12 protein-coding genes are annotated in these 13,303 nt (G+C 39.3%); 5 read left to right on the forward strand and 7 right to left on the reverse strand.

Features of this window, described 5'->3' with window-relative positions; genetic code table 11:
- The 3 genes from VB836_RS01245 to VB836_RS01255 form a co-directional block, all read right to left on the reverse strand.
- The coding region (locus tag VB836_RS01245) for a two-partner secretion domain-containing protein (RefSeq protein WP_323217645.1) at positions 1 to 3,436 on the reverse strand (3,436 nt) is incomplete at its 3' end.
- A 509-nt stretch (positions 3,437 to 3,945) separates the two neighbouring features.
- Positions 3,946 to 4,467, reverse strand: coding sequence for a DUF2231 domain-containing protein (locus VB836_RS01250; RefSeq protein WP_323217646.1), 522 nt, complete (start codon positions 4,465 to 4,467; stop codon positions 3,946 to 3,948).
- Positions 4,468 to 4,569: 102 nt separating this feature from the next.
- Positions 4,570 to 5,130 carry a L,D-transpeptidase gene (locus tag VB836_RS01255; protein WP_323217647.1) on the reverse strand — a complete coding sequence of 187 codons (561 nt, stop codon included), beginning with the start codon at positions 5,128 to 5,130 and terminating at the stop codon, positions 4,570 to 4,572.
- Between the two features lie 432 nt (positions 5,131 to 5,562).
- Here VB836_RS01255 and VB836_RS01260 point away from each other — a divergent pair, with 432 nt between their 5' ends.
- On the forward strand, positions 5,563 to 6,570 hold the full coding sequence (locus tag VB836_RS01260) for a GspE/PulE/PilB domain-containing protein (RefSeq protein ID WP_323217648.1): 1,008 nt from the start codon (positions 5,563 to 5,565) through the stop codon (positions 6,568 to 6,570).
- A gap of 261 nt (positions 6,571 to 6,831) precedes the next feature.
- Here VB836_RS01260 and VB836_RS01265 read toward each other — a convergent pair whose 3' ends face one another.
- The 3 genes from VB836_RS01265 to VB836_RS01275 all read right to left on the reverse strand — a co-directional run bounded on the left by VB836_RS01265 (position 6,832) and on the right by VB836_RS01275 (position 8,383).
- Positions 6,832 to 6,993, reverse strand: a complete 162-nt coding sequence (locus VB836_RS01265) for a hypothetical protein (RefSeq protein ID WP_323217649.1) — start codon at positions 6,991 to 6,993, stop codon at positions 6,832 to 6,834.
- A gap of 98 nt (positions 6,994 to 7,091) precedes the next feature.
- On the reverse strand, positions 7,092 to 7,325 hold the full coding sequence (locus VB836_RS01270; protein ID WP_323217650.1) for a helix-turn-helix domain-containing protein: 234 nt from the start codon (positions 7,323 to 7,325) through the stop codon (positions 7,092 to 7,094).
- Between the two features lie 590 nt (positions 7,326 to 7,915).
- A complete protein-coding gene (locus VB836_RS01275; RefSeq protein ID WP_456085750.1) occupies positions 7,916 to 8,383 on the reverse strand; it encodes a helix-turn-helix domain-containing protein in 468 nt (155 codons plus the stop codon).
- Positions 8,384 to 8,521: 138 nt separating this feature from the next.
- Here VB836_RS01275 and VB836_RS01280 point away from each other — a divergent pair, with 138 nt between their 5' ends.
- Together VB836_RS01280 and VB836_RS01285 are read left to right on the forward strand one after the other, a co-directional pair.
- On the forward strand, positions 8,522 to 8,842 hold the full coding sequence (locus VB836_RS01280; protein WP_323217652.1) for a hypothetical protein: 321 nt from the start codon (positions 8,522 to 8,524) through the stop codon (positions 8,840 to 8,842).
- Entirely contained in the window at positions 8,839 to 9,216 is a 378-nt protein-coding gene (locus VB836_RS01285) for an aspartyl protease (RefSeq protein ID WP_323217653.1), read from the forward strand. The genes VB836_RS01280 and VB836_RS01285 overlap by 4 nt, the downstream gene beginning before the upstream one ends.
- A gap of 167 nt (positions 9,217 to 9,383) precedes the next feature.
- On the opposite strand, the gene VB836_RS01290 is transcribed toward VB836_RS01285, so the two are convergent.
- Entirely contained in the window at positions 9,384 to 11,972 is a 2,589-nt protein-coding gene (locus VB836_RS01290) for an HNH endonuclease family protein (protein ID WP_323217654.1), read from the reverse strand.
- Positions 11,973 to 12,687: 715 nt separating this feature from the next.
- On the opposite strand from VB836_RS01290, the gene ndhL reads away from it, so the two are divergent.
- Together ndhL and VB836_RS01300 are read left to right on the forward strand one after the other, a co-directional pair.
- The gene (gene ndhL, locus VB836_RS01295) at positions 12,688 to 12,921 is read left to right on the forward strand and encodes an NAD(P)H-quinone oxidoreductase subunit L (RefSeq protein WP_046278961.1); all 234 of its coding nucleotides are present in this window, start codon (positions 12,688 to 12,690) and stop codon (positions 12,919 to 12,921) included.
- A complete protein-coding gene (locus VB836_RS01300; RefSeq protein ID WP_046278962.1) occupies positions 12,921 to 13,244 on the forward strand; it encodes a DUF3007 family protein in 324 nt (107 codons plus the stop codon). The genes ndhL and VB836_RS01300 overlap by 1 nt, the downstream gene beginning before the upstream one ends.
- Positions 13,245 to 13,303: the final 59 nt, after the last annotated feature.

Raw genomic sequence — 13,303 nt, forward strand, 5'->3', positions numbered from 1 at the left:
CGTTAATTGATGTTCTTTCCCCGTCAAGGACAACTGATTCCGAGGCTTTAATGAAGACCGTTCCTCCTCGGCGACTTGGCGGAATTTCAACAGTAGTAATTTCCGATTCAATGGGTAAACTAATTCCTGAAGAAATTGTAGAATTATTCTGAACTCTAAGTTGTTCCGTTTCAATGGTAATATTTCCTCCATTACCCGCACCGAACGTTCCACTAGAAATATTAACTTGATCATCAAATAACACCTCTTGAGCTTGTATACTAATTGAACCTGAAGAACCCGTTCCCGAACTATCTGTGCGAATTAATGCTCCATCAATTCCGATTAGTCTTTGTGCGGTAATTGAAATATCTCCGGTGTTTCCTCCGTTACCCGCTTGAGCAAAAATTTGACTACCCACTGTGGATAGTTCTCCTGTCAATGAAGTAGTCGTTCGAGTTCCTCTACCGCTAATTTCGATACTATTTGCGCGAATATCAATTGAACCCGAACTGCCTACATCCCCTGAAAAAGTTAATATCAGCGCTCCGTTGAGTATTCTTAATTGGTCTGCTTCGAGTGTGATACTTCCCACGCTACTACCGCCAAATTCTATATTAGGAGATGTTTCGTCTGGTATCCTACCTGTTGTTACAGCAATTTGACTGGAAAATATTGTCTCTCCATTTTCACTGGGAAATCTTCCATCTCCAATTAATTCTACATCAGAAGCTTGAATATTGATAGACCCAGCGCTACTGCCGTTTACACTACTTACTGATATTTGACCTCCATCTCGAATGGTTAATTGTCCGGTTTCTAGATTGAGAGTTCCTGCGGTTCCTGCACCACTTGTAAAAACGTTTAAACTGCTTCTTGAGGAGCCTCCATCAATATTCAACTGTCCTGCTATCTCCACTTCATTGGCTTTGACTTGTACCAAACCTGAACTTCCCCTTCCTAAAATAGAAGTTCCAATTTCTCCTCCCTCTCGAATTGTGAGTTTATTTGTTGTAATGAAAACAGTTCCTGCCCTTCCTTCTCCACGAAAACTCCTTGTTGATATATCGCTAGAAATCGCAGTTCTATTTTCAGGATTAATGGAAGGTTCTATAACAAATTCAACAGAATCTAGATCAGATTGAATGGGGCTTCCTCCACTGACTTCAACGGATTCTGAAGCATTAATAATCACATCTCCTGCTTGTCCGATGTCGGAAGTATTCGCAAATATAGTACCTCCATTCCGAACGGCTAATCTGGGAGTATTGATAATAACGCTTCCTGCACTACCGCTACCAAATGTCCGGGTATTGATTCGACTCCTAATACCACCCGGTGACACACCTATTATTTCTATAGACTCGGAAGCATTAACTGTTATATTCCCCGTTGAGCCTGTTGATTCTAGGTTAGCATCAAGCCGAATATCTCCACCATTACGAATGACTAAAGTTCCCGTATTAATCGTAATATTTCCAATATTCTGGGTTCCAGAAGTTTCACCTGATATGATAGAATTATAAAGATTAACTTCCTGTGCTTTTATCTGAATATTTCCTGCGTTTCCGTTACCGGATGCACTTAAACTAATCTGTCCATTTATTGCATTAAGTGATGAGGTTGAAATTTCAATATTTCCCCCATTTCCAACAGCGTTTTCTCCAACATTGCTGAAAATACCACTATCTGCTAACTCCACAGAATCGGTTGCAAAAATCGATACTAAACCTGCGTTTCCTTGTCCGAATGTACTGCTTGAAATTATCGCTCTATCAGTCATTCGTAACTGTCCTGTTTCTATGTAAATATTTCCTCCATCGCCCATCCCTGTCTCACTGACATTAGCCAAAAAACCACTCGGAAATTCACCATCAGCAGAATTCCCCGTTACATCAATGGATGCAGCTTGTACGTTTATGTTACCTGCATTTCCATCTCCAAAAGTGCTGGTACTAATTTGCGCTCCTCCTAATAGCAATAAATTCCCTGTATTAATTTCAACTGTTCCACTATTTCCAATTGCACCTTCTCCAACCGTACTAAAAATATTACTACTCGATAACTCTACAGAATCTGTTGCAAAAATAGATACTGAACCTGCATTTCCTTGTCCAAAAGTGCTGGTACTAATTTGCGATCCTTCAGACAGTAATAAATTCCCTGTATTAATTTCAACTTTTCCACCATTACCTTCGCCTGCTTCATTGACATTGGCAAAAAAACCACTCGAAAACTCACCATCAGGAGAAGTACCCGAAACTTCAACGGATGCGGCTTTTACATTTATATTCCCTGCATTTCCTTGTCCAAAAAGAGAGGTGCTGATAAAAGCACCACCATTAATTGAGAGTGAATTAGCTGTGATGTTGATGTTTCCAGATCGACCCGTTCCACCCAAATTTATTCTATTGGTAATTGAACTTTCTGCACCTGTTAGGAGAATATTTTCCTGAGCGTTAATATTAATATCTCCAGTTTTTGCTTCTAGAAACCCTAAACCTTCATCAATTCCTACCCGAATAACGCTATCACCCGATATCTCAACATTTCTCGCATTAATATTAACGTCTCCGCCTCCATCTGCACGAACGTTTATTTGAGATTCATTGGTTAACGCAACATTTCCCCGTTGAATATTATCGGGAAACTGAAGAATGGGCGTATTGCCATTCGCCCCTACATTTGTTAATTCAATAATTCCCGGTTCAGATAATCCCCCCAATTGAATTCGACTTCCAGGAGAAATTGCAAAGCCTCCATCAAATAATACATCTCCACCAACTAATGCTAATGTTTGATTTTGAGGAACGTTTAAGCCTTGTGGAATCAGAAATCCTGCATCATTTCTTAACGGACTTTCATCCAACCGAACGAGTTGTGGTAACGTTTGATTAACAATAGCGCCTGGATTTTCTCGAATATTTAAACCCAACGGCATATTTATCGTTAATAATGGCGGCGCTTCGGGGTTACTGGCTGCAAATTCAAAGCCATTTTCAAATAATACTCCATCGGCTGTTGTCGCAAAAAATGAACCGCCTACATCTAATCTTGCGTTTGGCCCAAATACAATCCCCGCAGGATTAATTAAAAATAAATTGGCATTCCCTAAAACGCCTAATGTTCCGAGGATTTCTGAGATATTCCCCCCAGTAACGCGAGTTAGTATATTGATAATATTATCGGGATTGGAAAAGTAGGCTCCCCGTCCCTCTCTGATATTAAATTCTTGAAAACTATGAAATAAGTTAGACCCCCGTACCGCACCCCCATCGATGCGATCGCTATTAATCCCGCGAATGTTAACATTAGGAGTAACCACCGAGTTTTCCGAACCTAATGTGTTATCGGGGATAATTTGTGCTTGTGTGGGTAGAACTTGAAGAATAGAACTCAAGGCAATTAAACCCGCGAATAAGGACAGGTCTAAGAGGGGATGCTGTACCACTGGCATTGTGAGACTTGAAGGATAATTCTTATTTAGAAGTATACCACTAAAAAAACACAATCCGTCAATTTTATATACTAATAAAACTTGTTTTATAAACGGCTGATACCATGTCCGGTTGATTAATGCGTGTTCTGGGGGCGGGGCTTCATATCACTTCACCAGTGATGTAGGGGCGGGTTCTGAATTAATTTATGTTTTCCCAGCAATAACTTACATAAACCCGCCCTTTACACTTCACCAGTGATTACAGTGATAGTGGTTTTCAATTGCATGAGACACAGTTAATTAAAAACCCAGTTTCTCTGATAAACAGGGTTTTTGGGATGTAGTAACCGGGTTTTTGGGATGTAGTAATGGGTGTCAGAGAGGGTTTAGAACCCGCCCCTAGATAATCAGATTTTGTTAAAAACAAAGCTTTTCAGTGTGAGATATAAAAACCCAGTTTCTCTGATAAACCGGGTTGATAGGATAGACCTTATAATCCACACACAATGCTATCAACAATTAATGATTTATGGTCTTTGTTGAATGCCATTACCAATGACTGCAACTTTATGGCGATAAACGAGTTCGGCGCCAAACCAACCTGTAATTCCTAAAACTGTAGCGACGATTAATGATAGAATTAATCCGGTAAATAGGATAAAATCTCCGGGCTGTTCCCAACGTAAAAACAGACTAATTCCTGACAAGACTAAGGCGATAATATTGCCAATCATGTGAATCCAGCCTGCGCTGTGTTCTCGGACTCGATGGATACCCAAGAAGTCGATCATCCCGGTAATTGCAGCTAATAACCCCGTTAACAATCCTGCTCCTAATAATAGATTAGAAGCTCTAGCCCAAAAAATATCACGGGTTAACCAATATCCGATATCTGTTCCTAACACTCCGACTAAAAAAGCAATCGGAAAGGTGACAATTAAGGGATGTAAAGGATGTCCGGCAACTGCGACTTTACTGGGGACTCCGCTATCGTAATACTCTTGTGGGTCGTTCTCAATAAAAGGGGGAATATTGGGATACTGATTCATAATGTCTCTATTCCTTAGATTAATCTGTCGTTCGGATCATCCCATTGTTATGATTTATTCTGCATCTATCGAAGTGAAGGTTAGAAACTGCCTTAAGGTTGATTATGGTTCAACAATTACTGGGGTTCCAATGGTGACTTTATCGAATAATAACTGTACATCTTGGTTCAACATTCGGATACAGCCATGAGAAGCGGCTTGTCCTACGGTGTCTTCGTTGGGGGTACCGTGAAAGCCGATATAGTTGGTGCCATCCGTCCAAAAGCCTATCCAACGCATTCCCAAGGGGTTCTCAGGGCCTGGGGGGACAATTTCTCCGGTGAAGGGATGTTGCCAAGCGGGTTCTTGAATTTTCTGGATAACTTGATATTGACCTGTGGGGGTTTCCCAGCCTTCTCGACCGACGGCGATGGGATAACTGGTGAGGAGTTGTTGCTGACGATAAACGTAAACTCGGCGATCGCTCAGTCGTATGATTAACTTTAACTCAGGTTGAGTCTGACTGCCAGAGGAGGAAAATTTGCGGACGGATAATTTTCGCGTTGCAACAACTCCATCATTAACCGGGGAGGAAATGACGGGTTGAGGGGTAGCGAGTAATAGAAAAACAACTAGGGAACTCAGGCATCTCAGACTGGAAGTCAAAAATTCTCCTCGCACCATATACTGTTTGTATTGTACGAATCCGTAAACAAATTTTACACAATTTGACGTTCTTGATCCGGAATTTAATATAACACGACCGAATCCTAGCAAAAGAGTAAGATCAGGTAAAGGGTGTCTATCTGCTCTCTGTTGCACTTCTTAACATCTCTGGAAAACAAAGATCTTGGAGGGCCTGAACTTGTTAAACTAGAAAAGATAGAGTCTGCAAAAAAGTTTATAAACTCTGGGTAAACTTTGAGCATCTACTAGACTTGCACCGCTCCAAAATTTCAGGGGAATTTCACGGACTTTTAGATTGTCAAATGACATCTATGTAGGAAAGTCATTTGCTGTTATGAGGTTTTGGGATTGGAGTCAGTGTTAGGAATAACAAAATTACTTTTTGATCGGAAAATGTTTGCTCAAACTCCCACCAATGAGGCGACTTCCATGGACGCTGAACTGATTTTTCCTTTGATTGACAGCATCCTCCCTTTTGAAGTGTGTTTGCACTATCAAGTTCTACCGCTATCATTAATTGATAATTGTTTGCGTCTCGGGGTTGTTGACCCGGATGATCATTCAGCTTTAGATTATGTCAATAAAATGTTAGCTTATCGTCATTGCTCTGTGGAGATACAAAAGATTTCTTTTCCTGAACAAGAGGCTATTTTATCGGCTTATTTATATCATACTCAAAATTCAAAAAATACAGATATAGCTCAAGAAAATTACTCTAAAAATCAGGCAAAAAAAAATGATAACGGTTATTCAAATCCTCAGATAAACTCTAATAATTTCTCGGTTTATGAGTCTAAATCTCAGCATAAATTAGTTGAAAATCATTATACAAAAAATTCGCATACTCTTGAAATCTATACAAATTACTTAAACTATCCGATTGAAGTTTTAGCGACACTCACTCCCGAAAAATTATTACATGAACTCTTAGGTCGGGTTCTGGCGGGTGGAATTGGTCGGCTTTATTTTGAACGTCAAGGCTGTACGGGTCGAATTTTGTGGAGTCAAGATGGAGTGTTACAATCAGTCTTAGAAAATTTGGAAGCCAGTCAATTTCAAGGGGTGATTAATGAGTTGAAGCGGTTGCTAGAACTGCCGTTAATTCCGGTTGAAAAATCCAAACAAGCAGAAATTGAGCGGATTTATAGCGGAACTCATATTTTGTTGCGTTTACGAGTTACACCGGGAGAATATGGCGAAGAAGCAAACTTACAAGTGTTGCGAGGTGCGGCGTTAAAATTTCACCAACAACACAAAATGGCTGTTTTGAGTCGGGATGCTTTACGCTTGGCGCAACAACTGGAGAAAAAACTCACAGAGATTGAACAACGTTCAGACTCAGCGCCTCTCCCCTCAGATAATTTACCCTTGTTAACCCAGTTGCTCAAAACGATTCTTCGACAAATAGAAGCATTACTGCAAAAGGATGAACATTAATCAAACAGGCGGAGAAGAAAAGTTAGATTGATGCTGATCCCCCCGGCTACGCCACCCCCCTGACCAAGCCAGGGTGTTTTCAAAGTCGGGGGTAAAAAAGAAAATAAAAGTGATCTTTTTTTTGTAAAATTTAAAATAGATTACTTTTATTTGATTTAAAAAAAGTTAGGTTAAACAGTATAATTGCACAACTGAAGTTAGTCAAGGATTTTCGGAAAAATCGTGGCAAAAGACATGAATTATGGGTGGTGTTGACTATCATTATTTTGGCACTGCTAACTGGCAAAAGGTTTTTAAATATCCCTCGGCATCATTATAACTGCGAAAACGACCGACTATTATTGGTTTTCGGTTTGGGAAAACTCGCAGCAAACACCAGGGACTCAGTTGTTGAGCGTAGCTTTTTGGCTTGGATTTTTTCATCGGATTAATGTTCTCCAAATCGCACTAAAGCCACCTTAAAAGTAAGGCGGTGGAAAAGAAATATAAAATTTCGATAGCTTTTGCGGTCGTTTGATGGTTTACTCTTGGGGGGGAGTTGAACAAAGCTGTTCCCAAAGTTCCGGCGGAATGTCTTCAAAATGTTCGAGGAGAAAGTCCATCAAGGCTAAATTGCGAAGATCATTCGGTTGGGGATGATAATGGCTGCGTCCCCTCGCAAACCAACGCCGAACCATTGACACCGAACGGAAACAGATCAAGGCGATCGCTTCTTGTTTGACATCCCACTTCCCATAAAACTGTTCGGGTGTCATCGCCAGGGGACAATAAACTTGACATACTCCCCATTTCTAAAGAAAGGGGATTCTCCAAGCCTCACGGCTTTGGATTACTGATTCATTGACAACCCTTACAGCAAGCTAGTTTCCTAACCTACTCCAGAGGGGTGAGTCTCCCCAGTCGTTCATCCCATTTCAGAGATAGTTTCGGTATGCCCTACCGTACTTGAGAAAAAAATGCTTGATTCTCTGTACTTGGTGCTTTAAGGTTTTATATGGCCAAAGCATTTCTTGCAAGAACCCCATACCTTAAGTTTTCAAGGTTCATTGCATCGATTAGATGCTGGGTTTTTCAACTGGTTGAATACCCTGCCAGTTGAGTTATTATAGCATTTGAAAGAGCCTTATATCCCCATACCTAAAAGGTAGGGGCGTGTGCGGCAATTTTTGGTAATCGGGCGAGGAGTTCCAAAACGTTGTATCATGGTGGAAAGTTTAGTTAATTTGCTAGCCAGTGCCAGACGGTGAATGTCTTGGGGCTGGCTTTTGCTTTAGTCTTGTGATAACATTATGGTTGTTACCGCTCAAAATGTCAATAACGGTTTTTACTCTTATGCTTATTCAGACTAAAATTCCACTTGCTCTGCAATCAAGGTTAGATATTTCAATGTTGCTAGAGTCGGTTCATAGACTCCGTTTTCCCATTCACTAACTGTTTTTCGACGTACACCTAACCGTTCTGCAAACTCCGCTTGAGTTAAACCCATGTATCGCCGTAACGCCTTGATCAGTTCTGCATTCCAAAGAACCGTATCCCCAACCCGTTGAACGGTGGGTTTCAGGTTGGCTTTGCGAAACGTAACTTTTTGTTCGTCCAAGTCCACATCTTCGACTCGATAACCCGCCTCCATCCAAGCGACCGCCTGTAACGCCCCTTTTGTGCGGTTACTCCACCAAGCCCGTTTGGTTCGTGCAGAAGCCGGGAGTCGAGCGTTCATCAATGCCTCTATTTCAGCGAACGTTAAAGTCACTTCGCCCTTGTCGCATTCGTGCAAATAATCCAGGAGTGGCTGGTACTTGCTGCCCTCCCTCATGTCGTCTCGTAGTCGGTTGTCAAATACTAGGATGCCATAAATTGAGAGAAGATGAGCGATCGTTTGTAAAGCGAGATTCTCTGCAAACCTGGAATCAAGTCTAAAATCAAAGTATCCAAACAGAATACCGGAAAGAATATGACACCGCTAACCCTGAAACAAAAAGCACGTCGTCGAGGTCGAATTTTTGATTTCGATCCTCTCACTCCCCAAGAAATCCAACAATGGGAAAAAGAGAAAGAAAAACTAGATGAACAGTGTTATCGACATTTTGAAAAAATTCGTTCTCGCTTGATTGAAACTCATTACAACTGGTGCGTTGCAGTCGAACCTGAAAGCGGTTATTACTTACTCGATAAAGATTGGGAAAACCTAATTTTGCGGATTAAAATTTACTGTCCTAAGAGTCATCTGATGATTTATGGAATCAATGAAACGGGAACCTGTGGGCGAATATGATTCAAGGAAGATTTGGAGAAGAAGACGAACTGATTTTTGAGATCGACCTGATTACAGGTGATGGAGAAATTCTTTCTGTTGATGTTCTTTTAGATACCGGATTTACAACGGGTTATCTAGCTATTGATAAGCAAGATATTGATGCTTTGGGATGGTCGAAAATTCAATCTAATATTAGAATTAAAACGGCTCAGGGTGTCGGTAAATTCGATATCTATGAGGGTCAAGTTGTAATTGATGGTCAGGAGTTTGTTGTTCCGGTTCATGTGGGGAGAGATTTACCTGAAACTCTAATTGGAGTAAAATGGCTAAAATTGATGCGGCTGAATGTTGACTATCAGCAAGGTATTTTAACGATGGAGTATATAGAATAGTTGAAAGTTATCAAATTGTTGATGTCACACACCGACAAAGGATGAGCGATCGTTTGTAAAGCGAGATTCTCTGCAAACCTGGAATCAAGTCTAAAATCGAAATATCCAAGCAATTAAACCAGCAAGGGATTATTGCTTTTAATGTAAATAGTAGGTTTTCAAAGTTTCTAAAATGAAGGTTTAGAACCTTTCTTTCTGTTGCTATCGCTATGAGTAATCTGAAGATTATCTTTAGAATCCGATCCACCTATACTCAGTGGTATATTATGATCTACCTCAATATCGTCTCCTATAAACAGAGGTGCGCCCGAGATCGGACATTGATTATCTTGTTCTTTAAGTTTTTCATACTTTTCATCTTCGGAAAGTTTCGTGTTTCTTGGCGGAACTGCATACTTTTTGTGAAAATCTTGAGCTTTTGACAAAAATAAGTCTTTTGTAAAGCTTTCGGAAATATTCCTCCAATCAGAAAAGATTATTTGCAAGTCTTCTTTGATATTTAACCTATGGTATTTAACCATTTCAAGGTTAAGTGGACTGAGAAGAAACCAAAGAATGTAAAAGTCTTGTTTTGTTCGCGGAAATGAACGTTGTCTTTGTGCTTTGAATAGCAAATTCAATTGTTCACCCAAAAATTTGTCTACTTCTTCTTCTCCTCCTTCAACATCTCTATCTAGCAAAACAAACCTGACTTTTTTTATAAAGTTTTCAACGTTTTTTATACCTTTTATAAAGTTCTTTTTTATATCTTCATGTTCAAAAAGACTCTGAAGTAGCTTGGTAATTTCATGGGATGAACCCATTCTGACGTTAATTCCATCATTTCTATTATAAATATACAATTTATCTGCATCCTTACTCTTTAAACGCTGATATTCTAGATATGCTAGGGATGTATAAAGCTCTTCATTTTCCATCCGATCTCTATCATTACGACTCTTAACAAGTTTGATATAAAACCACTTTCTATACTTATCAAAATTATTCCTAATAGCTTTAATTATTTCTCTATCCACCCAAGAATTCCACATCTCGAAAGAATTTTCTCTGATCGGATATGGTTTGTTGTTCAGCCTAACAAAAAGATCAACTGGATTAAAATGTGGATTAAGATTTTCTTGAATTTCAACTACCCAAAGTCCAAAGTCTAAAATTTTATCTTTTAAAGAGTCATCAAAATCATTAAAACTTTTATTATTCAAATCTTTCATAATTTTTAATCCTTTCAAAGAAAATCCAGAATTTTTGCTTTGACTTTTCTTACCATTTTCATCGATATAACTTTCCCCTATAAAACCTAAAATTGTTAGTAGGCGTTGTTGTCCATCTATCACTTCAGAAACACCATCTCTACGCTTAAAGATAAATATTGGAGGAAGACTTATATCTAAAAGAATACTTTCAATAATTGAAGATGCTTTAGATATATTAATTACTTCCGCTCTTTGATAAGATGGACGAACAAGAAACATACTGCGCTGCATGGCTCTATTAATATCATCTATTGAAGATCTTGAAGGTTCTGGCTTGGTCACTCTTAGAGATGCTAATTCACCGAGTTTCGTAACTGTATCGTCATTTTCTCTCTTTCTAATTAGATTTAAGTCATCCCTTGTCTTTTTGTCACCCTCTACATATGTGCTAAGATTTAAACCGAATTCTTGCTCAAATAACTTTGCTATAAATGAGAAACGTTCTTGAACTGATCGATAGTCAAGAGAATCAACAAACTTATCACTATTATCTGAAATTGCACGACCTAAACGTTCAATCAGATCGGGGTTATCAACCTTATATAAATCTACTTCTTCAGTATCTAATATCTGAAATATCCATAACAAACATTCAAAAGCTGGTCGTTTTACAACGAAACTTTTTTCAGTAAATACCTGCTTCATTTTATTAAGCAAACGAACTTTTTCTACAAATTTGCTACGCAAATCATCTACATCCTCTACTTCATTAGCCATATGTTCATACAGTTTATCTAAAGTCTCAGTTCTATTGTTTCCCCATGAGTAATGCCTGATAGGAAACTTATGTAGAACTAAATACTTCCGAATAAACTGTAGTATTTTTCCAGTATCATAACCTTCTTCACTTTTCTTCTTTGGCAAGAATATGTCAGCAATCATTTGGCTAAATTCAGAATCTTTTTTGACAAACTTCTTAAAGTCTTGAAAGACAAAATCTCCATCATAAAAAGCATTATCAATTTCGGGTTTTTTTAGAGGAGTTATACCCGAATTATATCTAGCAAATATTTCTTTTTTTACTTGATCCTCAAGCTTTGAATCTAGTCTGGGTTCGTTAACTATTTCAAATACTATAATTCTAATTTTTGCATCAAGAAAAAAATCAATTATACTTTTTGTTTCGGAATGACTTCGTAAAGACTCGTAATTTGATCTAGCAATTTGCTTTAGAGCAGCCAGACCTTTAGGTGTTAATGAAAATTCATTTTCTTTAAATCGCTTTATTGTTTCAAATCTTTGCCTTCCATCAATTACTTCTGTACCAGAGCCGTTATTAAAAAATATAAGAGGAGGGATCTCAGTACCCAACAATATACTTTCAATAAAGTAAGTGGCTTTATGATCATCCCATACATAATTTCTTTGGTAATAAGGTTTGTAATTAATTTTATTTAAACTGCGTAGGCTAAAAAGTGAATCTATAGATGTTGAATAAGTTTCAGTTTTCAAATGAGATGTGAAAATTCTTTCAAAGTCTTCTTGAGTTAAAAAGCCACTCATTCTCAAGCCCTCACTGACATTTGTATAACGTCTTAATATTTTTATATTACCATGAGTCTAATCACTATTTGGGATCATTAATTGGTCAGTATAAAATTAATTCGTCATTGACGAAATATAATTTGACAATCGACATCAGACATTTATAGATGAATCTTAAATTTTAAGGTTTTAGTTAGTGGGGGCGGTGGGACTTGAACCCACACGACCGTTTAAGGTCAACGGATTTTCATCCTCTCGCAGCTTTCGCTACTGCCGTTGAACATCTGTCCAAACAGCTTTGAGAATTGGACTCTCCCTTTACCCTCGCCTTTACGTTAGGGTAGCTCCCGTCGAGTCTCTGCACCTTCCTAGTCCATGAACTAGGCTTGGCTCAGGATTGCCCTGTCTGTGTTCAGATTTAGGTTTCCCTGAATTTGAGAGCCGTCACTTAAGGGATTTCTCACCTCAAGGCTCAGTTTTCTAAGTCCGTAGCGTCTACCATTCCGCCACGCCCCCAAGTTTTCACTGGTTCTATTCTGTCTTTTTCAGACAGTGTTCTACACTATAGCACAACAAATTCAATTTGTGCAAGTTTTTTGAGGAGAAGTTGCAAATCTCATCTCAAAAGCCACTGAGATAACAATTCAAGACAGCGATCGGGTGTAATAATGGTTCAATGTGTGAAAAATGCTATCACACCTGTTTTATCTGTTGTTGAATCTCAATCACAACTATGTCTATCACCTCTCCCATCGCCATTACTCTGATTCTGTACGTTGCGCTAGCGGGTGCGTATCTTTTAGTCGTTCCGGCGGCGGTGTATGCTTACCTCAACAGTCGTTGGTATGTGGCAAGCTCCTTTGAACGGGCTTTCATGTACTTCTTGATGTTCTTCTTTTTACCCGGTATGATTGTCCTCGCCCCATTTTTAAACTTTCGTCCCAAAGCCCGACAGATTGAGAACTAATGCGACGAATTGATGCAATTGCCATCGGAATCGGAGTCTTCGCCGCCGGGGGCATCGCCTATCTGATCTTACAAGCGATTGGCCTAGAAAGTATAGATGCCGGGATTTGGAGTCAAGTCTTATTAGTCGCTGCTTTGGTGGGTTGGTTATTGAGTTATCTGTTTCGGGCGCTCACCCAAAACATGACCTATAACCAACAAATCAAGGATTACGAAGATGCAGTCTTGCAAAAACGGCTCGAAGAAATGACACCGGAGGAGTTAGCCCAACTCCAAGCCGAAGTCGAACAAGAAAAACAGCAGCGTCAAAATCGGGAAAACTAGCCCTTTCTCCCTTTCCCGGTTGCTGATTTGAGATTCGCTCCCCACCCAAACGATAAACT

Source organism: Limnoraphis robusta BA-68 BA1, assembly GCF_034932365.1.
Classification (GTDB): domain Bacteria; phylum Cyanobacteriota; class Cyanobacteriia; order Cyanobacteriales; family Microcoleaceae; genus Capilliphycus; species Capilliphycus robustus.